At 65.5% G+C, this 26174-nt stretch carries 20 protein-coding genes and 1 pseudogene; 6 read left to right on the top strand and 15 right to left on the bottom strand.

Annotated features, from left to right (window positions below; translation table 11 throughout):
- Positions 1 to 166 precede the first annotated feature (166 nt).
- From CAG41_RS04845 to arcD (CAG41_RS04870), 6 genes are all read right to left on the bottom strand, one after another.
- Positions 167 to 1675 carry a sigma-54-dependent transcriptional regulator gene (locus tag CAG41_RS04845; protein ID WP_085580497.1) on the bottom strand — a complete coding sequence of 503 codons (1509 nt, stop codon included), beginning with the start codon at positions 1673 to 1675 and terminating at the stop codon, positions 167 to 169.
- A gap of 210 nt (positions 1676 to 1885) precedes the next feature.
- The gene (locus tag CAG41_RS04850) at positions 1886 to 2248 is read right to left on the bottom strand and encodes a DUF5064 family protein (RefSeq protein WP_085693922.1); all 363 of its coding nucleotides are present in this window, start codon (positions 2246 to 2248) and stop codon (positions 1886 to 1888) included.
- Positions 2249 to 2311: 63 nt separating this feature from the next.
- Positions 2312 to 3241 (bottom strand): carbamate kinase, encoded by a 930-nt coding sequence (gene arcC / locus CAG41_RS04855; RefSeq protein ID WP_085580501.1) that lies wholly within the window; start codon positions 3239 to 3241, stop codon positions 2312 to 2314.
- A 177-nt stretch (positions 3242 to 3418) separates the two neighbouring features.
- Positions 3419 to 4429 carry an ornithine carbamoyltransferase gene (locus CAG41_RS04860; protein ID WP_085580503.1) on the bottom strand — a complete coding sequence of 337 codons (1011 nt, stop codon included), beginning with the start codon at positions 4427 to 4429 and terminating at the stop codon, positions 3419 to 3421.
- A gap of 68 nt (positions 4430 to 4497) precedes the next feature.
- On the bottom strand, positions 4498 to 5754 hold the full coding sequence (arcA, locus tag CAG41_RS04865) for an arginine deiminase (RefSeq protein ID WP_085580505.1): 1257 nt from the start codon (positions 5752 to 5754) through the stop codon (positions 4498 to 4500).
- A 33-nt stretch (positions 5755 to 5787) separates the two neighbouring features.
- Entirely contained in the window at positions 5788 to 7215 is a 1428-nt protein-coding gene (arcD, locus tag CAG41_RS04870; protein WP_085580507.1) for an arginine-ornithine antiporter, read from the bottom strand.
- A gap of 450 nt (positions 7216 to 7665) precedes the next feature.
- Between arcD (CAG41_RS04870) and arcD (CAG41_RS04875) the strand changes: the two genes are divergently transcribed.
- Together arcD (CAG41_RS04875) and CAG41_RS04880 are read left to right on the top strand one after the other, a co-directional pair.
- Positions 7666 to 9093: an arginine-ornithine antiporter gene (gene arcD, locus CAG41_RS04875; protein ID WP_085580509.1), complete on the top strand. Its 1428-nt coding sequence runs from the start codon at positions 7666 to 7668 to the stop codon at positions 9091 to 9093.
- Positions 9090 to 9941: a DNA-3-methyladenine glycosylase gene (locus CAG41_RS04880; protein ID WP_085693923.1), complete on the top strand. Its 852-nt coding sequence runs from the start codon at positions 9090 to 9092 to the stop codon at positions 9939 to 9941. The genes arcD (CAG41_RS04875) and CAG41_RS04880 overlap by 4 nt, the downstream gene beginning before the upstream one ends.
- A 159-nt stretch (positions 9942 to 10100) precedes the next feature.
- Here CAG41_RS04880 and CAG41_RS04885 read toward each other — a convergent pair whose 3' ends face one another.
- The 9 genes and pseudogenes from CAG41_RS04885 to gap form a co-directional block, all read right to left on the bottom strand.
- Positions 10101 to 11450 carry a CoA transferase gene (locus CAG41_RS04885; protein WP_085629547.1) on the bottom strand — a complete coding sequence of 450 codons (1350 nt, stop codon included), beginning with the start codon at positions 11448 to 11450 and terminating at the stop codon, positions 10101 to 10103.
- Positions 11451 to 11560: 110 nt separating this feature from the next.
- Complete coding sequence (locus CAG41_RS29095) at positions 11561 to 12316, bottom strand: methyl-accepting chemotaxis protein (protein ID WP_371856096.1); 756 nt, start codon at positions 12314 to 12316, stop codon at positions 11561 to 11563.
- A 150-nt stretch (positions 12317 to 12466) separates the two neighbouring features.
- A pseudogene (locus tag CAG41_RS29100) lies at positions 12467 to 13765 on the bottom strand (chemotaxis protein); the annotation flags it as partial.
- Between the two features lie 112 nt (positions 13766 to 13877).
- Complete coding sequence (locus tag CAG41_RS04895; RefSeq protein ID WP_085580517.1) at positions 13878 to 14273, bottom strand: YbaN family protein; 396 nt, start codon at positions 14271 to 14273, stop codon at positions 13878 to 13880.
- A 210-nt stretch (positions 14274 to 14483) separates the two neighbouring features.
- On the bottom strand, positions 14484 to 15080 hold the full coding sequence (locus CAG41_RS04900) for a biliverdin-producing heme oxygenase (RefSeq protein WP_085580519.1): 597 nt from the start codon (positions 15078 to 15080) through the stop codon (positions 14484 to 14486).
- Positions 15081 to 15191: 111 nt separating this feature from the next.
- Entirely contained in the window at positions 15192 to 17777 is a 2586-nt protein-coding gene (locus CAG41_RS04905; protein WP_085636625.1) for a TonB-dependent receptor, read from the bottom strand.
- A gap of 122 nt (positions 17778 to 17899) precedes the next feature.
- On the bottom strand, positions 17900 to 18865 hold the full coding sequence (locus tag CAG41_RS04910) for a FecR domain-containing protein (RefSeq protein WP_085706748.1): 966 nt from the start codon (positions 18863 to 18865) through the stop codon (positions 17900 to 17902).
- A gap of 124 nt (positions 18866 to 18989) precedes the next feature.
- Complete coding sequence (locus CAG41_RS04915; protein ID WP_085580525.1) at positions 18990 to 19508, bottom strand: RNA polymerase sigma factor; 519 nt, start codon at positions 19506 to 19508, stop codon at positions 18990 to 18992.
- A 169-nt stretch (positions 19509 to 19677) separates the two neighbouring features.
- A complete protein-coding gene (gap, locus tag CAG41_RS04920) occupies positions 19678 to 20679 on the bottom strand; it encodes a type I glyceraldehyde-3-phosphate dehydrogenase (RefSeq protein WP_085580527.1) in 1002 nt (333 codons plus the stop codon).
- 220 nt (positions 20680 to 20899) lie between these two features.
- Between gap and edd the strand changes: the two genes are divergently transcribed.
- From edd to CAG41_RS04940, 4 genes are all read left to right on the top strand, one after another.
- Complete coding sequence (edd, locus tag CAG41_RS04925; protein ID WP_085629553.1) at positions 20900 to 22726, top strand: phosphogluconate dehydratase; 1827 nt, start codon at positions 20900 to 20902, stop codon at positions 22724 to 22726.
- Positions 22723 to 23673, top strand: a complete 951-nt coding sequence (locus CAG41_RS04930; RefSeq protein WP_085706749.1) for a glucokinase — start codon at positions 22723 to 22725, stop codon at positions 23671 to 23673. Before edd ends, CAG41_RS04930 begins: the two co-directional genes overlap by 4 nt.
- A gap of 165 nt (positions 23674 to 23838) precedes the next feature.
- Positions 23839 to 24570, top strand: a complete 732-nt coding sequence (locus CAG41_RS04935) for a response regulator (protein WP_085580534.1) — start codon at positions 23839 to 23841, stop codon at positions 24568 to 24570.
- Positions 24560 to 26029 carry an ATP-binding protein gene (locus CAG41_RS04940; RefSeq protein ID WP_085656008.1) on the top strand — a complete coding sequence of 490 codons (1470 nt, stop codon included), beginning with the start codon at positions 24560 to 24562 and terminating at the stop codon, positions 26027 to 26029. Before CAG41_RS04935 ends, CAG41_RS04940 begins: the two co-directional genes overlap by 11 nt.
- Positions 26030 to 26174 lie beyond the last annotated feature (145 nt).

Below are 26174 nucleotides of genomic sequence, written 5' to 3' on the forward strand. Positions count from 1 at the left end.
TTCAGTACAGTTGGAGGTCGCTTTTGGGCTGCGGAGGCCTTTGGTGGCGCCATCGCCAGCAGGCTGGCTCCCAAAATGTTTGCTGTGTCCAGGCTGTTGCGCACAGCCTGGATTCCTGTGGGAGCCAGCCTGCTGGCGACGGCGTGCGCAAGAACGCGGCACCCGCTCAGGGCTTGTTGGGAATGCCGTACTTGCGCAGGCGATGGGCGATGGCCGTGTGGGAGGTCTGCAGGCGGCTGGCCAGTTGGCGGGTCGAGGGGTAGCTGACGTAGAGGGTTTCGAGCAGGGATTTCTCGAAGGCTTCGACGGCCTGTTCGAGGCTGTCGACGTCGGTGTCGGCCTGGCGCGCCACCGAGGTGCCGGCGATGTCGAGGTCGCCGATGTCCACCAGGCTGCTTTCGCAGATCGCGGCGGCGCGGAAGATCACGTTCTGCAGTTGCCGCACGTTGCCCGGCCAGCGGTTGCCGAGCAGGGCCGGATAGGTGCCGGGCGCCAGGCGGCAGACCGGGCGCTGGATCTGCGCGCAGGCCTGCTGCATGAAGTGGCGGGCCAGCAGCAGGATGTCCTGGCCGCGCTCGCGCAGCGGCGGCACTTCGACGTTGAGCACGTTGAGGCGGTAGAACAGGTCTTCGCGGAACAGGCCTTCGCTGACCATTTTCTCCAGGTCGCGGTGGGTGGCGCTGAGGATCCGCACATCGACCTTCACCTCGCGGTCGCCGCCGACCCGGCGGAAACTGCCGTCGTTGAGAAAGCGCAGCAGCTTGGCCTGCAGGTACGGCGACATCTCGCCGATCTCGTCGAGGAACACCGTGCCCTGGTTGGCCAGTTCCATCAGCCCCGGCTTGCCGCCGCGCTGGGCACCGGTGAAGGCGCCGGGGGCGTAGCCGAACAGTTCGCTCTCGGCGAGGTTCTCCGGCAGCGCCGCGCAGTTGAGGGCCAGGAACGGCGCGCTGTGCCGGGCGCTGATGGCGTGGCAGGCGCGGGCCACCAGTTCCTTGCCGGTGCCGGTCTCGCCCTGGATCAGCAGCGGCGCATCGAGGGCCGCCACCCGCTGCGCCCGGGCCTTGAGGGTGCGGATGGCGGGGGAATCGCCCAGCAGCGCGTCGAAGCCTTCGGCGTGGTCGTGGTGCAGGGCCGAGAGCTGTTCGCCGATGCGGTTGGGTTGGTACAGGGTCAGCAGGGCGCCGGCGTCGGTGATCGGCGTGGCGTCCAGCAGCAGGGTCTGGCCGTTGACGGTGATTTCCCGCAGCGGCAGGCGGAAACCGTGTTCGAGCAGGGCGTCCAGCAGGCCCGGGTCGTTGAACAGTTCGGCGACGCTCTCGCCCGCCGGCTCCCGGCCGTACAGCGCGATCAGCGCCGGGTTGGCCAGCAGCACCTTGCCGGCGCTGTCCAGGGCCAGCACCGGGTCGGTCATCGCGGCGAGCAAGGCGTCGAGCTGCAGGTGCCGGCGCTGGCCGGGCAGGATGTCGACCACCGTCACCGCCTCCACGCCGCGCACGCGGAACAGCGCGTCCTTGAGCTCTTCGAGCACTTGCGGGCTGAGGGTCGGCGCGTCGATGTAGACGTTGGGCGGCACCATCTCCACCGCATCCAGGTTGAGGTTGCGCCCGCCGAGCAGGGCCAGGACTTCCTGGGTGATGCCGACGCGGTCGATGAAGCTGACGTGGATACGCATGGGGCGGTTCAGTGTTCTGCGGTGCGGAGGGTGGCAAGTATGCCTTGGGGCGGGGAAATGGTGAAACCGGACGCGTTCTTCCGCTGGATACATGCCCTTGTGGGAGCGAGCTTGCTCGCGAATGCGGTGTATCAGCAATGAAGATCTGTACTGACAGAGCGCTTTCGCGAGCAAGCTCGCTCCCGGAGGGGGAATGGGGGTGAGTTCGGGTTACTCGAAATGCTCGGGATTGACCGGATCCCCGGATTTCATATTCAGCTGCGTACGAATGTCTTCAAACATCAAGTCGTAATGCTTGTGCACCGAGCCGATCTGGCTGTGACTTTTGGGGATGCCATACTTTTCGGCAATCTGCGTCACGTTGCGAGCGAAGTTGTAGGCCTCTTCCTTGGGCAGAAAGAACGGTTCGTTGACGTCTTTGCCCTGGATGCTTCCAAGCAGCCGGAATTGTATCCCTTTTCCTTTTTGTGGATCCTGCGACACCTCGTATTCGAGGCGGATGTTGTAGTCGACGTCATCTTTGGTCAACGCGTGCCGCTCGATGTGCAAATGACCAGGTTCGAACTGGGCCATGGTGTTCTCTCCTTTCAAGGCATTGGAGAAGGGCAGACCTTCGATCTGCCCCGCCGTTTCTTTTTATCGGTAGGTGATGCCCGGCGCTGCCGTGCTGACCCGCGTACCGGCGGTGCCCTGGACGATGGCTTCGATGTCCGCGAGCGAACCGATCACCGCGACCTTGCCAGTATGGCGCGCGAATTCGCAGGCTGCCTGCACCTTCGGCCCCATGGAGCCTGCGGCGAAGCCCAGGCGTTCCAGTTCGTCCGGGTGGGCCTGGGCGATGGCCTTCTGGGTCGGCTTGTTGAAGTCGATGTAGGCCGCGTTGACGTCGGTGGCGATCACCAACAGGTCGGCGTCCAGCTGTTCGGCCAGCAGCGACGAGCACAGATCCTTGTCGATCACCGCCTCGATGCCCTTGAGGTTGCGGTTTTCGTCGTACATGGTCGGGATGCCGCCGCCGCCGGCGCAGATCACGATGCTGCCCTTGTCCAGCAGCCACTTGATCGGGCGGATCTCGAAGATGCGCTTGGGCCGCGGGCTGGCCACCACGCGGCGGAACTTGTCGCCGTCCGGGGCGATCGCCCAGCCTTTTTCGGCGGCCAGCTTCTCGGCCTCCGCCTTGCCGTAGACCGGGCCGATGGGTTTGGTGGGATTCTGGAAGGCCGGATCCTTGGCGTCCACCTCGACCTGGGTGAGCAGGGTGGCGAACGGCACTTCGAAGTCCAGCAGGTTGCCCAGTTCCTGTTCGATGATGTAGCCGATCATGCCTTCGGTCTCGGCGCCGAGCACGTCCAGCGGGTAAGGGGTGACCGAGGTGTAGGCCGCCGCCTGCAGCGACAGCAGGCCCACTTGCGGGCCATTGCCGTGGGCGATGACCAGTTGGTTGCCGGGATGGATCTTGGCGATCTGCTCGGTGGCGATCCGGATGTTGGCGCGCTGGTTGTCCGCGGTCATGGGTTCACCCCGGCGGAGCAGGGCGTTACCGCCCAGAGCAACGACGATACGCATGGTGCGAGTCCTTCTGAATAGCAATAAGGTCAGACGGAACAAGTGCGGTCACTGTAGGAGCCGGGCTTGCCCGCGATGGCGACGGGGCAATCAGCATTGTCTTTGGCTGACACACCGCTATCGCTGGCAAGCCAGCTCCCACAGTGACCGTGTCGCGTCAGTGGGAGCTTCGCCGGTTTACAGGTCGGCCAGGGTCGAGACCAGGATCGCCTTGATGGTGTGCATGCGGTTTTCCGCTTGCTCGAAGGCGATGCAGGCCGGCGATTCGAACACGTCGTCGGTCACCTCGATGCCGTTGGCCAGGTGCGGGTACTGCTCGGCGATCTGTTTGCCGACCTTGGTGTCGCTGTTGTGGAACGCCGGCAGGCAGTGCATGAACTTGGTGCGCGGGTTGCCCGAGGCCTTCATCAGTTCGGCGTTGACCTGGTACGGCAGCAGTTGCTGGATGCGTTCGCCCCAGGCTTCGACCGGCTCGCCCATCGACACCCAGACGTCGGTGTGGATGAAGTCCACGCCCTTGACCGCCGCTTTCGGGTCTTCGGTCAGGGTGATGCGCGCACCGCTTTCTTCCGCGTATTTCTTGCAGCGGGCCACGAGGTCGTCATGGGGCCACAGGGCTTTGGGCGCGCTGATTCGCACGTCCATGCCCAGCTTGGCGCCGATCAGCAGCAGCGAGTTGCCCATGTTGTTGCGGGCGTCGCCCAGGTAGGCGTAGCTGATTTCGTGGATCGGCTTGTCGGCGTGCTCACGCATGGTCAGCACGTCGGCGATCATCTGGGTCGGGTGGTATTCGTCGGTCAGGCCGTTGAACACCGGCACCCCGGCGAACTTGGCCAGTTCTTCGACGATCTCCTGCTTGAAGCCGCGGTACTCGATGGCGTCGTACATGCGGCCCAGCACGCGGGCCGTGTCCTTCATGCTTTCCTTGTGGCCGATCTGCGAGGAGTTGGGGTCGATGTAGGTGACGTTGGCGCCTTGGTCATAGGCGGCGACTTCGAAGGCGCAGCGGGTGCGGGTCGAGGTCTTTTCGAAGATCAGGGCGATGTTGTTGCCCTTGAGGTGCTGCTGTTCGGTGCCGGTGTACTTGGCGCGCTTGAGGTCGCGGGAGAGGTCGAGCAGGTAGCGCAGCTCGCGGGCGGTGTGGTGTTCCAGGCTGAGCAGGTTACGGTTGTGGATGTTGAACGCCATGATGATTCTCCTTGGATTCGGTGATCGGCCCGGCCGCGCCGGGTGGGGGCGGCCGGGAAAATGGTCGTTTAGTAGTCGATGGGGTCGCGCACGATCGGGCAGGTCATGCAGTGGCCGCCGCCGCGTCCGCGGCCCAGTTCGCCGGCGCTGATGGTGATGACCTCGATGCCGGCCTTGCGCAGCAGGGTGTTGGTGTAGGTATTGCGGTCGTAGCCGATGACCACGCCCGGTTCCAGCGCCACCACGTTGTTGCCGTCGTCCCACTGTTCGCGCTCGGCGGCGAAGCTGTTGCCGCCGGTCTCGACCACGCGCAGCTGCTTGAGGTTGAGGGCGTCGGCCACCACTTCGATGAACGATTTGTTCTCGCGGCGCACGTCCATGCCGTAAGGCTTGCTGCTGTCGGGGCGGATGATGAACGGCACGATTTCCTTGACCACTTCCGGGAAGACCGTCACCAGGTCGCGGTCGCAGAAGCTGAACACGGTGTCCAGGTGCATCGCCGCGCGGGATTTGGGCAGGCCGGCCACCACGACCTTCTCCACCGCGCCCTTGGCGAACAGCGACTGCGCCAGTTGGCCGATGGCCTGGCGCGAGGTGCGCTCGCCCATGCCGATCAGCACCACGCCGTTGCCGATCGGCATCACGTCGCCGCCCTCAAGGGTGGCCTGGCCGTGGTCTTTGTCCGGGTCGCCGTACCAGACTTCGAAGTCGGCGTTGGCGAACTCGGGGTGGAACTTGTAGATGGCGGTGGCCAGCAGGGTTTCCTGGCGGCGGGCCGGCCAGTACATCGGGTTGAGGGTCACGCCGCCGTAGATCCAGCAGGTGGTGTCGCGGGTGAACTGGGTGTTGGGCAGCGGCGGCAGCAGGAAGCTGGAGTGGCCCAGGTAGTCGCGGTACATCTTGATCACGCTGGCGCCTTCGCTGTCCGGCAGGTCCTCGCCGGCCACGCCGCCGATCAGGAACTCGGCCAGCTTGCGCGGCTCCAGGCCTTCGAGCCAGCTGCGCACTTCGTTGGTCAGGCCGACGCCGACGGTGTCAGGGGTGATCTTGCGGTCCAGGATCCATTTCAGCGCTTCGGGGTTCTGGACGGTCTCGGTCAGCAGGTTGTGCATTTCCAGGACTTCGATGCCGCGCTCGCGCATCTTGGTGACGAAGTCGAAGTGGTCGCGCTTGGCCTGGTTGACCCAGATCACATCGTCGAACAGCAGTTCGTCGCAGTTGTTCGGGGTCAGCCGCTGGTGGGCCAGGCCGGGGGAGCAAACCATGACTTTGCGCAGTTTGCCGGCTTCGGAATGGACGCCGTACTTAACTTTTTCCGTGGTCATTACTGTGATCCTCCAGAGATGGTTATCTCGCGGTTACAGGGTCAGGAAGCCGTCGTAGAGACCGTAGGCAGCCACCAGGGCGCCCGCGACCACTGCGGCGAAAATCAGCTTCTCGACAGGGGTGAAAACCGGTTTCTTGACTTCAAGCTTGGCCTTGGCGAACAGGATCGCGCCGGGGGCGTAGAGCAGGGCCGACAGCAGCAGGTACTTCACGCCGCCGGCATAGAGCAGCCACACCGCGTAGAGCAGGGCGATGGCGCCGATGATCAGGTCTTTCTGCCGCTCGCCCGCCGCGCCCTCGTAGCTTTCGCCGCGCACCGCCAGCAGCACGGCGTAGGCCGCCGACCACAGGTAGGGCACCAGGATCATCGAGGTGGCGAGGTAGATCAGCGACAGGTAGGTGCTGGCCGAGAACAGGGTGATCACCAGGAACAGCTGCACCATGGCGTTGGTCAGCCACAGGGCGTTGGCCGGCACATGGTTGGCGTTCTCGCGGCGCAGGAACTCCGGCATGGTGTGGTCCTTGGCGGCGGCGAACATGATCTCCGCGCACAGCAGCACCCACGACAGCAGCGCCCCCAGCAGCGAGATGATCAGGCCGACGCTGATCAGCACCGCGCCCCAGTGGCCGACCACGTGCTCGAGCACGGCGGCCATCGACGGGTTCTGCAGCTTGGCCAGTTCCGGCTGGGTCATGATCCCCAGCGACAGTACGTTCACCAGCACCAGGAACAGCAGCACGGTGATGAAGCCGATCACGGTGGCCTTACCGACGTCGGTGCGCTTTTCCGCCCGGGCCGAGAAGATGCTCGCGCCCTCGATGCCGATGAACACCCACACGGTGACCAGCATCATGTTGCGCACCTGGTTCATCACGTTGCCGAGGCTCGGGTTCTTCGCGCCCCAGATGTCGGCGGTGAAGATGTCCAGCTTGAAGGCGAACAGCGCGATCAGCACGAACAGCAGCAGCGGCACGACCTTGGCGACGGTGGTCACCAGGTTGATGAACGCCGCTTCCTTGATGCCGCGCAGCACCAGAAAGTGCACCGCCCACAGCAGCACGGAGGCGCCGATGATCGCGGCGACTGTGTTGCCTTCGCCGAAGATCGGGAAGAAGTAGCCCAGGGTGCTGAACAGCAGCACGAAGTAACCGACGTTGCCCAACCAGGCACTGATCCAGTAGCCCCAGGCCGAGGAGAAGCCCATGTAGTCGCCGAAGCCGGCCTTGGCGTAGGCGTACACCCCGCCGTCCAGGTCGGGTTTGCGGTTGGCCAGGGTCTGAAACACGAACGCGAGGGTCAGCATGCCGACGGCGGTGATGGCCCAACCGATCAGCACGGCGCCGACATCGGCGCTGACGGCCATGTTCTGCGGCAATGAAAAGATCCCGCCACCGATCATGGAACCGACGACCAGTGCAGTCAGCGCACCGAGTTTAAGTTTTGCGGAGGACTCAGACATTGCATGACTCCATTGCAGGAGAAGAGAGACGTCAGGTTAAGTCTGTTGGTCGGTCAAACAGCTGACTTAGATCAGTTCATGGGCACATTCCATTGCTAAATGAATGACTTATGAATTCGCCTAGGGCATAAGGTCGCTCGCCTGGAAGGCCCGTGGCAGAAGGGTCTGCAAGAGAAAACGGGAATAACTCGTATTCCCTTGGGATGTTGAAGCTAGTCCGTTTTGCCGGTTTGGCAAATTTTCCGCATCTGTTTTCAGTACAGAAATGATTTATTACGAATGGCGCACAAAATTGATTTTCGGCACTCGCCGTTAGAGTCAATGGCTATATATAAAAGGGGTTTATTGGCGATATCCAATAAACGTTATTACGCTTGAATCCGTTTGATTAACGACGGTTACATGACGCTGTTTACGGCCTTCGACCCACGGGAACCTGGAGACGCTGGAATGTCGCAACCGACGCAAAAACTGCGCCTTGGCGCACTGATCGCCCTGGTGGTGGGCTCGATGATCGGCGGGGGCATCTTCTCCCTGCCGCAGAACATGGCGGCCCGGGCCGACGCCGGCGCGATCCTGATCGGCTGGGCGATCACGGCGGTCGGCATGCTGACCCTGGCGTTCGTGTTCCAGACCCTGGCCAACCGCAAGCCGGAACTCGATTCCGGGGTGTACGCCTACGCCAAGGCCGGCTTCGGCGACTACATGGGGTTCTCGTCGGCCTGGGGCTACTGGATCAGCGCGTGGCTGGGCAACGTCGGTTACTTCGTGCTGCTGTTCAGCACCCTGGGCTATTTCTTTCCGGTGTTCGGCCAGGGCAACACGCCGGTGGCCATCGGCTGCGCGTCGCTGCTGCTGTGGGCGGTGCACTTTCTGGTGATGCGCGGGATCAAGGAGGCGGCGTTCATCAACCAACTGACCACCGTGGCCAAGATCGTCCCGCTGGTGATGTTCATCGTCATCGCGGCGGTGGCGTTCAAGGCCGACGTCTTCACCCGCGACATCTGGGGCCGCAGCAACCCCAGCTTCGGCGGGGTGATGGACCAGGTGCGCAACATGATGCTGGTGACGGTGTTCGTGTTCATCGGCATCGAAGGGGCCAGCGTGTATTCGGCCCGGGCGGAGAAACGCAGCGACGTCGGCCGGGCCACGGTGATCGGCTTCATCGGGGTGCTGGCGCTGCTGGTGCTGGTGAACGTGCTGTCGCTGGGGATCATGAGCCAGCCGGAACTGGCGACCCTGCAGAACCCGTCGCTGGCGGCGGTGCTGGAGCACATCGTCGGGCCGTGGGGCGCGCTGCTGATCAGCATCGGCCTGGCGGTGTCGCTGCTCGGCGCGTTGCTCTCGTGGGCGCTGCTGTGCGCCGAGATCCTCTTCGCCACGGCCCGGGACAAGACCATGCCGGCGTTCCTCAAGAAGGAGAACGCCAACCACGTGCCGGTCAACGCGCTGTGGCTGACCAACGTGATGATCCAGATCTTCCTGCTGATCACCTTGTTTTCCGCCGGCACCTACACCAGCCTGATCTATCTCGCCTCGTCGATGATTCTGGTGCCGTACCTGTGGTCGGCGGCCTATGCGGTGCTGCTCAGCGGCCGGGGCGAAACCTACGAGCACGCCTCGGCCGAGCGCACCAAGGACCTGCTCATCGGCGGCATCGCCCTGTGTTACGCGGTGTGGCTGCTGTATGCCGGCGGGGTGAAGTACCTGCTGCTGTCGGCGCTGCTGTACGCGCCCGGCGTCATCCTGTTCGCCAAGGCCAAGCATGAGCAGGGTGAGCCGCTGTTCACCACGCTGGAGAAGGGGATTTTCACCTGCGTGATCGGCGGGGCCGGGCTGGCGGCGTATGGGTTGTACAGCGGCCTGCTGTCGCTGTGAGGCTGCGGCTGGACGTTCAGGCGCCCTACGACTGGCCGGCGATGCTCGGATTCCTTGGGGCACGGGCGGTGGCCGGCATGGAGACGGTCGAGGCCGGCGTGTATTCGCGGATCATCGGTTTGAACAGGGTCAGCGGCAGCGTGTCGGTCCGGCCCGGTGACGGGGATGGCCTGGACGTGGAACTGGATTTTCCCGAGCCGGCGGCGGTGCCGGAGATCGTCGCGCGTTTGCGTCGATTGTTCGGCCTGGATGCGGATGTGGTGCGGATGCAGCGGCACCTGGCGGCGGACCCGCTGTTGGCGCGGTTGATCGCCGAACGGCCGGGACTGCGGGTGCCGGGGGCGTGGGACGGGCTGGAGCTGGCGTTCCGTGCGGTGCTGGGGCAGCAGATCACGGTGACGGCGGCGATCCGTCTGGCGGGGAAACTGGTGGCGCGTTACGGCGAACCGATCCATTCGCCGGTGCCGGGGTTGACCCATGCCTTTCCCGAGGCTGACGTGTTGGCGGTCGCCGATCTGGCGGCGTTGGGCATGCCCAAAAGCCGGGGGCGGACGTTGTCCGGCGTGGCGCAGGCGCTGCTGGACGATCCGTCGCTCTTCGAATCCGGGGTGACGCGGCTGCTGGCCTTGCACGGCATCGGCGACTGGACGGCGCAGTACATCGCCTTGCGCCAATTGCGGGACATGGACGGGTTTCCGACCGGGGATGTGGGGTTGCTGCGGGCGCTGGAGGTGCTGGAGGGCCGGCGGCCGACGGCGCGGGAACTGACGGCGCGGGCCGAGGCCTGGCGACCGTACCGGGGGTATGCGGCGCAGGTGCTGTGGACGTCGTTGGGGCGGGGGGATTGATCGCGGGTTTTGTGTCGGCTGCACCGGCCTCATCGCCAGCAGGCAGGCTCCCACAGTTTTTGCGGTGAGCACAAAATCTGTAGGCACCGTCAGTCCCTGTGGGAGCCAGCCTGCTGGCGATGGCGCCGGTGAAGGCCCTCGGGCAGCGAGCCGGCGAGGTCACAGCCAATGCGGGGAATGCGAACCTAGTTCGGTGGCCGGCAACGCCCAGCGCAACGGCGTCCCGCTGATGTTCAGCGACGCCTTCAGCCGATGGGCCGGCCCCCACGGCGTCTGCTCCACCCGCGCGTCCTGATCCTGGCCGTCCTCGGCCCGCAACGGTTCATCCGTCCCCGGCCCCTGCTCGATCAACAGCTTCGCCGTGCGCGCCAAAGACAACCGTGCCGAGCCGGCCTTGCCGCTGTGCAGGCGCTCGGTCAGCAGGCGGATCACGCTGGCCGCCATCAGATACCCGGTGGCGTGATCCAGCGCCTGCACCGGCAGCGGCGTCGGCGTGTCGCTGCGCCGCCAGCGCTGCCCGGCCTCGGCGATGCCGCTGCTCATCTGCACCAGGCTGTCGAAGCCCCGACGGTTGCGCCACGGGCCGCTCCAGCCGTAGGCGTTGAGGCTGACGTCGATCAGCCCCGGCGCCCACTTGCGCCGGGATTCGGCGCCGAAACCGAGGTTTTCCAGGGCATCGGCCCGGTAGCCGTGCACCAGGATGTCGGCGCCCTTGAGCAGCGTCTCAAACACCGCGCGATCCGCCGGAGCGTGAAGATCCAGTCGCGCGCAGCGTTTGCCGAGGGTGAGTTCCGGCACCACACCGGGCTCGTTCCAGGTCGGCGGATCGATGCGCAGCACCTGGGCGCCCAGGCCGGCGAGAAAACGGGTGGCGGTCGGCCCCGCCAGCACCCGGGTCAGATCCAGCACCTTGAGCCCGGCCAGCGGTTGCGCCGCCGAGCCTGTCCAGGCGCAGGGGCTTTGCGTTTGACCGTCGAAGACATGCACCAGCGGCTCGGCATTCACCGCCAGGCCCTGCGGGTGCTGCTGCCACTGGGCCCAACTGCGCATCTGCGCCGCGCAGCCGTTGGCCTCGACCACCGCGTGCTCCAGCTCCGCGGCGGTCCACTGCGCGACCTTCGCAGTCATGGCGGCGCGGTCGGCGCAGGCTCCGAGCACGCGTTCGGCGGCGGCGCGGTGGTGCGGGGCGTTGGTGTGCAGGCGGATCCAGCCGTCCTGCGTCGCGTAGTCGCCGGCCACCGGATCCCACAACGGCGGCACGTTCCAGCCGTCCGGGCGCAGCGAGGCGGCGAACCAGAACGAGGCGAGGCGGCGGTCGACTTCGACGGCGGGCCGGTGGCCGGTCTGCCGGAGCAACAGTTCGCTGACCGCTTGGCCTGCGGCGGCGATGCTGGCGCAGGCCAGGTCGGTGACGGCGAAGGCCGAGGGCAGGGCGCCGACGGCGGTGAAGGGGATCGGCGTGCGGGGCAGGCCGAGCGCGGCTTGGATGGATGCGAGCAGATCGGTCATCGAAGGCCCTCCGGAAGGAGAGCGCAGCATAGTGCAAAAGGCGCACCCGGGAACCCTGTGGGAGCCAGCCTGCTGGCGATGACGCCAGCAGGGGCACCGCATGGCAGGGGTCAGACGCGGAACTGATCCATCAGCTTCATCTGCTGGCTGGCCAGGGCGTTGAGCTGGCTGCTGATGGCCGCCGATTCGCTGGCCTGTTCGGTCAGGGTTTCGGTGACGGTGCGGATCGCCGAGACGTTGCGGTTGACCTCTTCGGCCACGGCGCTCTGCTGTTCGGCGGCGCTGGCGATCTGCAGGTTCATGTCGCTGATCACGGTGACCGCTTCGCTGATCTTGCCCAGCGCGTCCACGGCCTGGCGGATCTGCCCGGCGTTGCTCTGGGCCTGGCTCTGGCTGGAGTGCATGGTCGCGACCACGCCGCGGGTGCCGGACTGGATGCGTTCGATGACCACGCGGATCTCCTCCACCGAGTCCTGGGTGCGCTTGGCCAGGTTGCGCACTTCGTCGGCCACCACCGCGAAGCCGCGGCCGCTCTCGCCGGCGCGGGCGGCCTCGATGGCGGCGTTGAGCGCCAGCAGGTTGGTCTGTTCGGCGATGCTGCGGATCACTTCCAGCACCGAGCCGATCTGTTCGCTGTTGAGCGCCAGTTCCTCGACTTCGGCCACCGCCTTGCTGACTTCATCGGCCAGTTGGCTGATGTCGCGGGTGCTGCGCTCGATGATCGACATGCCGTCCCGGGCCGACTGGTCCGCGCCCTTGGCGGCGTTGGCCGCGTTCGAGGCGCTGTTGGCGACGTCGTGGGCGGTGGCGCTCATTTCGTTGGAGGCGGTCGCCACCTGGTCGATCTCGCGGAACTGCACCTGCATGCCTTCGCTGGTCTGGCGGGCGATGGCCGACGACTGGTCGGCGGTGCCGCGGGCGTCGGTGATGCTCTGCTTGATCTGGGCGATGGTCGGCTGCAGCTTGTCGAGGAAGCGGTTGAACCAGTTCACCAGTTCGCCCAGTTCGTCTTTTTTCCCGTAGTTCAGGCGTTGGGTCAGGTCGCCTTCACCGCTGGCGATGTTCTTGAGCATGTCGGCGACGCTGTTGATCGGCCGGGTCACGCCCGAGGCGGTGAGCCAGATCAGCAGCAGCCCGAGCAGGCCGGCCACCACGGCGACCGACAAGGCGGTGATCGTGCCGGCCTCCTGGGCGTCGTCGAGCACCGCCTGCAATTTGACCGAGTCGGCCAGCAGCACTTGCTTGGGCAGGTCGATGACCACGCCCCAGGCGCGGGCGTCGCCGATCGGGTTGACCGGGTACACGGCGCGGATCAGGTCGCCCTGTTCGAGGATCTTCGGGCTGCCGCCGCCGAGCAGTTGCAGGATGTCCTTGCCTTCGGCGCCCAGGGTGTCGGCGATGCCTTTGCCGACTTTGCTGGCGTCGGCGCTGTAGGCGGCCAGCACGCCGCTGCCGGAGACGATCAGCATGTGCCCGGCGCTGTTGAACAGTTCGCGCTGGGAATCCACCGCCGCCGCTTGCAGGGCGTCGAGGGCGATGTCGACGCCGACCACGCCGATGGCCTTGCCGTCCACCAGCAGCGGCACGGAGATGGTGGTCATGAGCATTTCCTTGCCGCCCACGGTGTCGGCGTACGGGTCGAGCAGGCAGGTGCGCTTGTTGTCGCGGGGGCAGGTGTACCAGCTGTTGTACGGCGTGCCGCTGAGGCTGAGGGTGGTCTTGGTCATGTCCTCTTCGACCATGATCGTGTTCAGCGCGGTGCCGGCGGCGCGGCTCCAGTAGCTGGCGAAGCGGCCGGCCTCGTTGGATTGGCGGGCGGCGTCGTTCTTGAATTCGCTGTCCTTGCCGTCCAGGCCGTCGGGTTCGAACGCCAGCCAGATGCCGAGCACCTTGGCGTTGCGCTCGAAGGCGGTCTTGAGGCTCTGGTTCAACTCTTCGCGCAGGGCGCCGGCATCCATCGAGCGTTTGGCGGCCATCACCCGCATGTCCTTGATCTGGTCGGCCAGGGCGGTGACCGCCAGCAGGCTTTCGCCGAAGGTCTTCTGCACCCGCACCGCCTGTTCGGCGGCCTTGGCCTGCAGCAGGTCCTGCACGCTGGCGATGAGCATCTTGCTGCTGGAGTCGCTGACCAGTTCGTCGTTGCGGTTGGTCTGGTGGATGTTGATGCCGACGATCAGCGCCACCACGCCGAGCAGGCACAGGCCGGAGAGCAGGACGATTTTCAGGCGAATGGAAAGAGAGTCGAACATGGGGCGATCTCGCGAATGAATGAAAGGTTGGCCACGGGGCGGACTCACCCGTTTCGCCAAATCCATTCAGCGCCATGCCTTGCTCATCGGCTTGGGGCACAGCCGCATGAGGCGCCGACCGACGAACGGTCATGGCTAAACGTTTGCGCAGGAAAATGCCCTGAAAAGGGCAGAAAATTCAGGAGATCTTCGGCAACGGTTCCGGCCGCGACCAGATCCACAGGTTGCCCAGGGTCATGCCAGCGATGGCGAGGTAGACCGGCCAGCCGTGATCGAGCATCACCAGCATCAGCGTGGCGCACAGCAGCATGCTGGCCGTGGCGCTGAGCTTGGCCCGGCGGGCGATGAGCTTGCCGTTGCGCCAGTTGCGCAGGATCGGGCCGAACAGCCGATGGTTCTCCAGCCAGGCGCTCAGGCGCGGGGAACTGCGGGTGGCGGCCCAGGCCGCGAGCAGGATGAACTCGGTGGTCGGCAGGCCGGGCACCACGATGGCGATCAGGCCGATGCCGAGGCTGACGTAGGCCAGCAGGCCGAACAGCAGGCGGGCGAGTTTCGAGGAGGCGGGTCGGGGCATGGAGTCGGTGGGGCACGTGAGGCGGAAGGGGATCTTACAGGCTTGTGCGGTCTGGGGTTGAGGCAACTGCCTTGCGGCGCCTGCACGGACGCCATCGCCAGCAGGCTGGCTCCCACCGTTTTGTGTGCTGCACATCACTTGTGGGAGCCAGCCTGCTGGCGATAACGCCCTTGAAGGCACAGTTGCCGTTCACAGGGAGACGGCGGCCGGTCAGGCCGGTTCGGCTTCGGTCGAGTAGGCCTGTTCCAGCAGCACGGTGAAGCGGTTGAAGGCGTCGAGGGCGCCTTGCTCGGCTTCGGCTTCCTCTTCGGCAGTGAACGGCAGCGAATCGAGGGTCTTGACGAAGCGCTTCCAGCCTTCGGCGCGGCCGCCTTCCGGTTCGCCCAGGTGACGGGCACCGAAGGTTTCGCTCAGGTCCAGCGCGACGGCGCGCTTGATCAGGAAGGCCGCACCGAGCTTCGAACCTTCGGAGACGAAGATCCAGCCCAGGGCACGGGCCTTGCTCGGGTTGTGCACCGCACCGGCCACCGGGGCCGGGACGTCGGTGCCGAGGTCGGCCAGGTCGGCCTTGGCCGCTTCGGCGCGGCAACGGGCCGGCAGGTCAGGGACGATGGCGGTCAGTTCGGCATCGTTGTACAGCGCCACCAGTTCCGACTGGAACAGGTATTGGGCGACCACGAAGCGGGCGAAGCTTTCGCGGGTCTCGAAGGGCGCGTGAGCCTTGACCAGCGCATCGAGCTTGCTGTGCGGCTCGTGGGTGATCTGGTTCAGGCGTTGCGAACGCAGGGATTTTTCCGGGGCGATCATGGGATGTCCTTGAAAAGCAGTGGCACTTGATAACGAGACGTACAAGAAGACGCATGAGCGTAAAAAAACCTCACTGCGCGGCGATGCACGCGCGCAGTGAGGCGGGCCGGGTCAGATGTCCCAGACCAGGTTGACCGCGAAGTTGCGGCCCGGCTGGGTCAGGCGGTCGAGGTTGGCCGGGCTCAGCACCGCGGCTTCGCCGACGCTGTCATAGCCGCGCACGTCGTCCCACAGCCAGTACTTTTTGTCGGTCAGGTTGTAGATGCCGCCGCTGACGGTGACGTCGTCGGTGACCTTGTAGAACCCGGTCAGGTCGAGAATGCCGAAGCCCGGCGACTTGAACTGGCTGCTGACGCCGTCCGGCGACTTGAACTGGCTGTCGTCGACGCGGTCCTTTTTCTTCACCACGGTCCAGCTCAGCAGGCCGCCGTAGTTGTCCTGGTCGTAGCCCAGGCCGAACACGCCGGTCAGCGGGTTGACGCTGTTGAGCGGCTCGCCGGTGTCGTTGTTGCGACCGTAGGCGTAGGCGACCGAACCCTGGGTGTACAGACCCTGCGGCGCGCCGAACGCGTCCAGGTTCAGGCGGCCCTTGACCTCGGCGCCCTTGATGGTGGCGTGCTTGATGTTGTTGGTCTGGAAGGTCAGCTCGCTGTAGCCGGGCGTGACTGCGTCTTCGTTGATGAAGTCGCGGTACTTGTTGTAGAAGACCGCCACATCGAACGAGCCGGATTCGAAGTTGCCGCGCAGGCCGGTCTCGTAGCTCTTGCTTTTCTCCGGCTCCAGATCCGGGTTCGGCGCCACGTTGTAGCCGGTGGTGCTGTTCTCGAAGCGGCCGTACAGCGCCTTGGCGGTCGGGGTGCGGAAGCCTTCGGCGTACTGGCCGTACCAGGTGTAGTTCTCGGTCAGGGCGTAGGTCAGGCCGAACTTGGGCGAGACTTTGTGCCAGGTCTTGTTCGAATCGCTGACCGTGCCTTTGCCGTCGGCGGCCACGGTGTTGAGGAACTCCTGGGTGATGTGCGGCTTGAGCTGGGTGTAGTCGTAGCGCAGGCCCGGCAGGAAGGTCCAGTCGTTCCAGCTGATCTGGTCCTGGGCGAACAGGCTGTAGGTATTGATGGTCGGGTCCGGGAAGTCGCTGGACTTCTTCAGCACGTCGGCCGCGCTGGTGGCGCCGATGGCGGTGCAGCCGCGGCCGACCGCCAGGCACTTGCCGTCGCCGCTGCGCGAGCCGGTGACTTCCTGCCGCTTGATCGTGGTGCCGTAGGTCAGGACATGGTCGGTGGCGCCGAGGCTGAAAGCCTTGTCCAACTGCGCGTCGAACACCCACTGCTTTTCTTCGTAGACCGTGTCGCGGGTGCGCAGCACCTTGCGGGTCATCGGGTAGTAGAACTCCTCGGTGCTCTGGTCGGTCTTGGCGGTCTGGTGGTTGAGGCTCCACTTCACGTTGTCCGCCAGCAGGCTGTTGAGCTCGAAGCTGTGCTCCAGGCCGAAGCGCTCGCGGGTGATGGTGTCGTTGCCGGTGCGCCACTGGTACATGCCGCCGGGCAGCACGCTGTTGGGGAGGGTCGGCGCGCCGTTGAAGTAGGGGCCGCCGTAGGCGCTTTTCTGGTCGGTGTCGCGGTCGTCCTTGTATTTCTCGTAGGTCAGGCCCAGGCGCGAGCCCTCGGCGTAGTTCCAGCCGAGCTTGGCCAGCACGTTGCTCGCCTTGACGTCTTCCGGGTTGGCGGCGGTGCGGTCGAGGCCGGTGCCGTTGTTGCTGCCGTAGGAGTCGGTTTCGTGGCCGTCGCGCTGGCTGTAGTGCAGCAGGCCGTCGAACCGGTCGGCGCGGCCGGCGACGGTGGCGGACTTCAGCCAGCTTTCGTCGGCGGAGCTGTAGCCGGTCTTGAGGCGGGCGCCGACGTCCTTGCCGGGCTTGATGATGTCGTCCGCGTCGAGGGTGTAGTAGCTCACGGCGCCGCCGATGGCATTGCTGCCGTACAGCACCGAGGCCGGGCCGCGGAGGATCTCCACGCGCTTGACGATTTCCGGGTCGACGTAGTTGCGTTGGGTCTTGGCGTAGGGGCCGTTGAAGAAGCCGTCCGGCACTTCGACGCCGTCGACCTGGGTCAGGATGCGGTCGCCGTCGATGCCGCGGATGTTGTAGCCGCTGATCCCGCCGCGCTGGCCGGCGCCGCCCACGGAGACGCCGGGCTCGTAGCGCACCAGGTCCTTGATGGTGTTGACGTTGCTGCGGTCGAGCTCTTCACGGGTGTGCACGGTGACGGTGGCGGGCACGCTGTTCACCGACTGTTCCTGGCGGGTGGCGCTGATGGTCACCTGATCCAGGTTGAGCGCGCCGGCGGTGCTGCGTTTCTCCAGCACGACGTTGTTGTTGCCGATCTTGCGAAAGCTCAGGCCGGTCCCCGCCAACAGGCGCTCCAGGGCTTTTTCCGGCGGCAGCGAACCGCGCACGCCCGGCGACGACACGCCTTCCCCCAGTTGCGCCGGCAGGCCCACCTGCCAACCGGTGACGGCGGTGAACGCATTGAGCGCCGACACCAGCGGCTGCTGGGCGATGGCGAACGAGTAGTCGCCCATGTTGCGCGCTGGCTGTTCGGTGGCCGCCATCAGCGGTGCGGTGCCGGCCATCAGGATGGCGGCCGTCAGCAGCGACAGTACGCGGGAAGGGGAAGCGGTCTGGCGGGTAAGGCGTGATGACATCGATAGCGCTCCGTGTCGCACGAATCTTTATAGGTGCTGATCCGCGTCCGGAGATGCGAATCAATTGCATTGGCTATAACGAGACGTACGAGCTTCGGCTATCGAGTAAAAATAATTCTCATTTAGTTCAGGATCACCAGCGCCGGGAATTCCTTCAGGCGCGCGGAGGTGATGTGGGCCAGGGAACGCACCACGTCCAGCGGCTGGTCGAGGCGGTAGTTGCCGGTGACGGCGACGTCGGCCAACTGCTCGTTGGTGTTGATGATCCAGCCTGGATAGTAGCGGCGCAGCTCCGCCAGGACCTGGCTGAGCGGGCAGTTCTCGAAGATCAGCCGGCCCTGCACCCACGCAAGGTCGGTGGCGGCGTCCTGTTTGGCCGGGCGGTCGAAGCCGTTGGGGCCGATGCGGATGCTTTCCCCGGCCGACAGGCGCACCCGGGCGTCGTCCCCGGTGGCGCGCAGGTCGACGTCGCCGCGCTGCACGCGCACCTGGGCCACGCCGTCCAGGTAGCGCACGGCGAACGCGGTGTCGTGCACGCTGGCCTTCACGGGGCCGGCGTCGATCTCCAGCGGCTGGCTGCGGTTGGCGGCGATCTCGAAGAACGCTTCGCCCTGGTACAGCCGCGCCACCCGCTGGCGGTCGTTGATGGTGCTGGAAAATGCCGAGTTGGTGTTGAGCAGGACTTTGGAACCGTCCTCCAGTTGCAGGCGCTGGCGCTCGCCGACCACGGTCAGGTGGTCGGCCTGCAGGCGCATCGGCAGGTTGCTGAAGCTGAACAGGCCCAGCACCAGCACGGCGGCGGTGGCCAGCGGTTTCCAGTGCGGGCGCAGGCGGGTGAGGACGGTGACTTTCTGCGGTTTGGCGGCCAGCGCCTGGGCGCACTGCGCCACTTGCGGGCCGTCCCAGATGGCCTGGGCCTTTGCGAAGGCTTCGGCGTTGCGCGGATCGGCCGCCAGCCAGGCGTGGAACTGCCGGGTCTGCTCTTCGTCCGGACTGCCGAGCGCGATGATCCAGTCCAGGGCCTGGTCCATTGCGTTGGCGGCGTCCTGCGCCGTATCGGGCGAAGGCGGGCGGTGGGTGTCCGTCACGGTGTTTCCTCGGCAGTGTCGTTGCACGGCTGTTTTTTTAGTGAAGCGTAAAAGTCGGGCAAGGGTAACAAAGCCCGATGATCCGTGCAGTCGCTGCTCGGACTTACAGACCTTTCCTACGGCTTCAGTCGCCGTTCAAGCGTTCGGCGACGCCGATGCAGATGGTCATGATCAGCTTGAGTTCTTTCTGCACGGTGCTGAGGGACACGTCCAGCTCGTCGGCGATCTGCTGGTAGCTGTGGCCGTGCAGGCGGCTGAGGATGAAGATCTGCTGCTGGCGGGGGCTGAGTTCACTGAGGCTCACGTTCAGGCGCTCCAGCAGTTGTTCGGCATGGGCGGCGTCTTCGGCGCTGCTGGCGGGGGCGGCGACGCTGTGCACCACCTCCTGCGGGACGTCGTCGACCATGGTGCGAGCGTGGATCTTGCGGGCGCGCAGATGATCCAGCGCCAGGTTGCGGGCGGTCTGGAAGACGAAGGGTTCGAGGTGATCGATGGCCCGCTCGCCCAAGGCCCGGGTCACGCGCAGGTAGGTCTCCTGCAGCAGGTCTTCGGCGGTGCTGGGGTTGTTGACCATCCGTTGCAGCGTGCGCAGCAGCGAACTGCGCTGGGCAAGGAAGACGTGGTTGAACTGTGCCTGACTCACGGGAGGACCTGATCCGTTTCGATCAAATGATAATGCTTATCATCCAGTCGAATGGTCAAGCTCTGATTTCAGATTGAAATCAGGCACTTCATGCGGGAGCGGTGGCATGCCCCTGTCCCTGTGGGAGCCAGCCTGCCGAAAGCAGTCGCTCCCACAGAACGATCCGGGGTCACTCGGCGTTGCACAGCGCCAGGCAGTTGTCCAGCATGCGGTTGGAGAAGCCCCACTCGTTGTCGTACCAGGCCAGCACCTTGAGCAGCTTGCCGCTGACCTTGGTGTGGTTGGCGTCGAAGATCGACGACAGCGGATTGTGGTTGAAGTCGCTGGAAACCAGCGGCAGGGCGTTGTAGCCGAGGATCTTCGAGTGCTGGCTGGCGGCCTTGAGCAGCGCGTTGACCTCGTCGGCGGACGCCTCGCGCTTGAGCTGCACCGTCAGGTCCACCAGCGACACGTTGATCACCGGCACGCGCACGGCCATGCCGGTCAGCTTGCCGGCCAGTTCCGGCAGCACCAGGCCCACCGCTTCGGCGGCGCCGGTCTTGCTCGGGATCATGTTCTGGGTGGCCGAACGGGCGCGGTACGGGTCGCTGTGATAGACGTCGGTCAGGTTCTGGTCGTTGGTGTAGGCATGGATGGTGGTCATCAGGCCGCTTTCGATCCCCAGTTCGCGGTGCAGCACCTGGGCCACCGGGGCCAGGCAGTTGGTGGTGCACGAGGCGTTGGAGATGATCTGGTGCGAGGCGCGCAGGATGTCGTGGTTCACGCCGTAGACGACGGTGGCGTCGGCGCCTTTGGCCGGCGCCGAGATGATCACCTTGCGGGCGCCGGCGCTGATGTGCGCGGCGGCCTTGGCGCGGTCGGTGAACAGGCCGGTGCATTCGAACACCACGTCGATCTTTTCCGCGGCCCAGGGCAGGTCGGCCGGATTGCGGATGGCGCTGACGGAAATGCGGTCGCCGTTGACGGTCAGGCTCTCGTTGTCATGGGCGACTTCGGCATCGAACGTGCCGTGAACGGTGTCGTACTTGAGCAGATGGGCGTTGATCGCGCTGTCACCCAGGTCGTTGATGGCGACGATCTGCAAGTCCTGCCGATAGCCTTGGGTATACAGTGCGCGCAGGACGTTACGGCCGATGCGGCCAAAACCATTGATTGCGATTCGAAGAGTCATTGAACAGCGCCGCCGTCGTTTTGTTGTTGGAATTACAAGATTATTCGCAAAAAAATAGAAAACAAGCCTTTTTGGTGGCAGTATTTTGTTTTATCTACAACGAGTGACCTGAATCAACTGGTCCGAATGATCAAGAAAACCGTCCGTCATCCCGAGCGCGCGGGCCTTTGATCAGCATAGACAATCAGGTCGCCACATCCGTTAGCCTGGAGTTCTACACATGCATCCCCGCGTTCTTGAGGTCACCGAACGGCTTATCGCCCGCAGCCGCGCCACGCGCCAGGCTTACCTTGCATTGATTCGCGGCGCAGCCTCCGACGGGCCGATGCGCGGCAAGCTGCAATGCGCCAACTTCGCCCACGGCGTGGCCGGCTGCGGCAGCCAGGACAAGCACAGCCTGCGGATGATGAACTCGGCGAACATCGCCATTGTTTCGTCTTACAACGACATGCTCTCGGCGCACCAGCCGTACGAGGTCTACCCGGAACTGATCAAGAACGCCCTGCGCGAGATCGGCTCGGTGGGCCAGTTCGCCGGCGGAACCCCGGCCATGTGCGACGGCGTCACCCAGGGCGAGCCGGGCATGGAGCTGAGCCTGCCGAGCCGCGAAGTGATCGCGATGTCCACGGCGGTGGCGCTGTCGCACAACATGTTCGACGGCGCGCTGATGCTCGGCATCTGCGACAAGATCGTGCCGGGCCTGATGATGGGCTCCCTGCGCTTCGGCCATCTGCCGACGATCTTCGTGCCGGGCGGGCCGATGGTCTCGGGCATCTCCAACAAGGAGAAAGCCGACGTGCGGCAGAAGTACGCCGAAGGCAAGGCCACCCGCGAAGAGCTGCTGGAATCGGAGATGAAGTCCTACCACAGCCCCGGCACCTGCACCTTCTACGGCACCGCCAACACCAACCAGTTGCTGATGGAAGTCATGGGCCTGCACCTGCCGGGGGCGTCGTTCGTCAACCCGAACACGCCGCTGCGCGACGCGCTGACCCGCGAAGCCGCGCACCAGGTCACCCGCCTGACCAAGCAGAACGGCCACTTCCTGCCGATCGGCGAGATCGTCGACGAGAAGGCGCTGGTCAACTCCATCGTCGCGTTGCACGCCACCGGCGGCTCCACCAACCACACCCTGCACATGCCGGCCATTGCCATGGCGGCGGGCATCCAGCTGACCTGGCAGGACATGGCCGATCTCTCCGAAGTCGTGCCGACCCTGAGCCACGTCTATCCGAACGGCAAGGCCGACATCAACCACTTCCAGGCCGCCGGCGGCATGGCGTTCCTGATCCGTGAACTGCTCGACGCCGGCCTGCTGCACGAAGACGTCAACACCGTGCTCGGCCACGGCCTGCGCCGCTACACCCAGGAGCCGTTCCTCGACAACGGCGAGCTGGTGTGGCGCGACGGGCCGACCGAGAGCCTCGACGAAAACATCCTGCGCCCGGTGGCCCGCGCGTTCTCGCCGGAGGGCGGTCTGCGGGTGATGGAAGGCAACCTCGGTCGCGGCGTGATGAAGGTCTCCGCCGTGGCGCTGGAGAATCAGATCGTCGAAGCGCCGGCCATGGTGTTCCAGGATCAGCAGGACCTGGCCGACGCATTCAAGGCCGGCCTGCTGGAAAAGGATTTCGTCGCCGTGATGCGCTTCCAGGGCCCGCGCTCCAACGGCATGCCGGAGCTGCACAAGATGACGCCGTTCCTCGGCGTGCTGCAGGACCGCGGCTTCAAGGTGGCGCTGGTGACCGACGGGCGCATGTCCGGCGCCTCGGGGAAAATCCCGGCGGCGATCCACGTCAGCCCCGAAGCTTATGTGGGCGGCGCTTTGGCGCGGGTGCAAGAGGGCGATATCATCCGCGTCGACGGCGTCAAAGGCACCCTGGAACTCAAGGTGGACGCCGCCGAATTCGCAGCGCGCGAACCCGCCAAAGGCCTGTTGGGCAACAACATCGGCAGCGGCCGCGAGCTGTTCGGCTTCATGCGCATGGCCTTCAGCTCGGCGGAGCAGGGCGCCAGCGCCTTCACTTCTGCCCTGGAGACGCTTAATTGAAACTGGCTTTGGTCGGTGACATCGGAGGCACCAACGCACGGTTTGCGTTGTGGAAAGATCAGCAGCTCGAATCGGTGCAGGTGCTGGCCACGGCCGACCATGCCAGCCCGGAAGAGGCCATCGGCCTCTACCTGAGCCGGCTGGGCCTGGCGCCGGGCGCCATCGGGTCGGTGTGCCTGTCGGTGGCCGGTCCGGTCAGCGGCGACGAATTCAAGTTCACCAACAACCACTGGCGCCTGAGCCGCCAGGCGTTCTGCCAGGCCTTGCAGGTCGAGCGGCTGTTGCTGGTCAACGACTTCTCGGCCATGGCCCTGGGCATGACCCGCCTGCAGCCCGGCGAATTCCGCGTGGTCTGCGAAGGCACGCCGGAGCCGCTGCGCCCGGCGGTGGTGATCGGCCCGGGCACGGGGCTTGGGGTCGGCACGTTGCTGGACCTGGGCGAGGGCCGGTTCGCCGCGTTGCCGGGGGAGGGCGGGCACGTCGACTTGCCGCTGAGCAGCCCGCGCGAGACCCAACTGTGGCAGCACATCCACAGCGAGATCGGCCATGTCAGCGCCGAGACCGCCCTGAGCGGCGGCGGTCTGCCGCGGGTCTACCGGGCGATCTGCGCGGTGGACGGGCATGAGCCCACGCTCGACACGCCGGAGGCAATCACCGCAGCCGGCCTGGCGGGGGATCCGGTGGCGCTGGAGGTGCTGGAGCAGTTCTGCCGCTGGCTCGGCCGCGTGGCCGGCAACAACGTGCTCACCACCGGCGCCCGGGGCGGGGTCTTCATCGTCGGCGGCGTGGTGCCGCGCTTCGCCGATTTCTTCCTGGCCAGCGGTTTCGCCAAGAGCTTCGCCGACAAGGGCTGCATGAGCGACTACTTCAAGGGCATCCCGGTGTGGCTGGTGACGGCGCCGTATTCGGGCCTGATGGGCGCCGGTGTGGCGCTCGAACAGGCTTAGGGCCGAGTCGGCTTCATCGCTGGCAAGCCAGCTTCCACGGTGTTGTGATCAACGCAGACCCCTGTGGGCGCTGGCTGGACAGCGATGGGATCAGAGTCGGTGACAAATTTCCAAGGTTCATCAGGCATAATCCGTCCCAATTCCAATAATCAGGATGCCTTCGAAGTGAGCTCAGTCAACAAGTCGATTTTGTTGGTCGATGACGACCAGGAGATACGCGAGTTGCTGCAGACCTACCTGACCCGCGCAGGGTTTCAGGTACGGGCCACGGCTGACGGCGCCGGTTTCCGCCAGGCGCTCAACGAGGCGCCGAGCGATCTGGTGATCCTGGATGTGATGCTGCCCGACGAGGACGGCTTCAGCCTGTGCCGCTGGGTGCGCCAGCATCCGCGCCAGGCCCAGGTGCCGATCATCATGCTCACCGCCAGTTCCGACGAGGCCGACCGGGTGATCGGCCTGGAGCTGGGCGCCGACGACTACCTCGGCAAACCGTTCAGCCCCCGTGAGCTGCAGGCGCGGATCAAGGCGTTGCTGCGTCGGGCCCAGTTCGCCCAGGAGCGCAGCGCCAGCGAGGTGCTGAGCTTCGACGAGTGGCGGCTGGACATGGTCAGCCACCGGCTGTTCCACACCGACGGCGAAGAAGTGATCCTGTCCGGCGCCGACTTCGCGCTGCTCAAGCTGTTCCTCGACCACCCCCAGGAAATCCTCGACCGCGACACCATCGGCAACGCCACCCGCGGCCGCGAGCTGATGCCCCTCGACCGCATCGTCGACATGGCCGTCAGCCGTCTGCGCCAGCGCCTGCGCGACACGGAAAAGCCGCCGAGGCTGATCCGCACCGTGCGCGGCAGCGGTTATCAACTGGCGGCCAATGTGGTTGCCGGCAATGGCCACTGAGTTTTTGCGCAACCTGGCCGGCAAGGTGCCGATGCCGCGTTCGTTGCTCGGGCGGATGCTGCTGCTGACGCTGTTGGCGGTGCTGTTCGCCCAGACCCTGTCCAGCGTGATCTGGGTCTCGCAGCTGCGGGCGACCCAGCTCGAAGGCCTGGTCACCAGCGCCCGCAGCCTCGCCCATTCGATGACCGCCAGCGTCAGTTACTTCCGCTCGTTGCCGGTGGCGTACCGGCCGCTGGTGCTCGATCAGTTGCGCAGCATGGGCGGCACCCGCTTCGTGGTGACCCTCAACGACAAGCCGCTGGACATGGACGTGCTGCCGGTCACGCCGCGCAAGGCTGCCGTGATCACGGCGGTGGACGAAGTGCTGCACCAATCGTTGGGGCACGACACCGACATCCTCGTGACCTTCGTCAGCCCCGAGGATCTGCGGATCTTCAACGCCGGACTCAAGCTCGATGAACTGCCGCGGTCCTGGGCCCACTACGCGCTGACCCTGGAGCCGGTGAACCCGCCGGTGCTGGTCACCCAGATCCAATTGGCGCCGGGCGAATGGCTGTACATCGCCTCGCTGTTGCCCGAGCCGTACACCAGCCTCGAAGAGCAGGGCCTGCCGACGCAGCAGGTGTGGTTCATCGTCTTCACCAGCGGCTTTTTGCTGCTGTTCATCGGCTTGCTGGTGCATTGGCAGAGCCGCCCGCTCAAGCGCCTGGCGCGGGCGGCGCGGGAACTGTCGCTGGGGGCCGACGTGGAACCGGTGGCTGAAGGCGGCGGCAGCGAAGTGGTCGAGGTGGGCCGGGCGTTCAACACCATGCGCGAGCGCATCAGCCGTTACCTGACCGAGCGCAGCCAGTTGTTCAGCGCGATCTCCCATGACCTGCGCACGCCCATCACCCGACTGCGCCTGCGGGTCGAACTGCTGGAGGATGAAGCGCTGCAGGCCAAGTTCGGCCGCGACCTGGATGAGCTGGAGATGCTGGTCAAGGGCGCGCTGCAATGCGTCAAGGACACCGACATCCACGAAAACATCGAGCCGGTGGATCTCAACCATGTGCTGGAATGCCTGGTGGAGCCGTACCTGGCGCCCAACGGCAATGGCCGCGTGACCCAGCACGGGCGGGCGCTGGCGACATACCCGGGCAAGCCGCTGGCGCTCAAGCGCTGCATCGGCAACCTGATCGACAACGCCCTCAAGTACGGGCAGAACGCGCACCTGCACATCGACGACGATGAGAGCGCCTTCGTGCTGCACGTCGACGACGAAGGGCCGGGGGTGCCTCAGCAGCGGCTGGAGCAGGTGTTCGAGCCGCATTTCCGCCTGGCCGGGCAGCAGCAAGGTTATGGGCTCGGGTTGGGCATTGCGCGCAACATCGCCCACAGCCACGGCGGCGAGGTCACGCTGCAGAACCTGCGCGAGGGCGGCCTGCGGGTGACGTTGCAGCTGCCGCGCAGCACCGATTAGCCGGGCCGCGTCAGCTTTTTTCGCGGGCTGGCCCGCTCCCATACTGGGCCTGTGATCGACGCAGCCCCCTGTGGGAGCGGGCTTGCCCGCGAAGGCGTCCTGCGAAACGACACAAATGTCACCGGTCGGTGACAAACCCCGTCCC

This window comes from Pseudomonas sp. B35(2017) (assembly GCF_002113645.1).
Taxonomy (GTDB): Bacteria; Pseudomonadota; Gammaproteobacteria; order Pseudomonadales; family Pseudomonadaceae; genus Aquipseudomonas; species Aquipseudomonas ekonensis.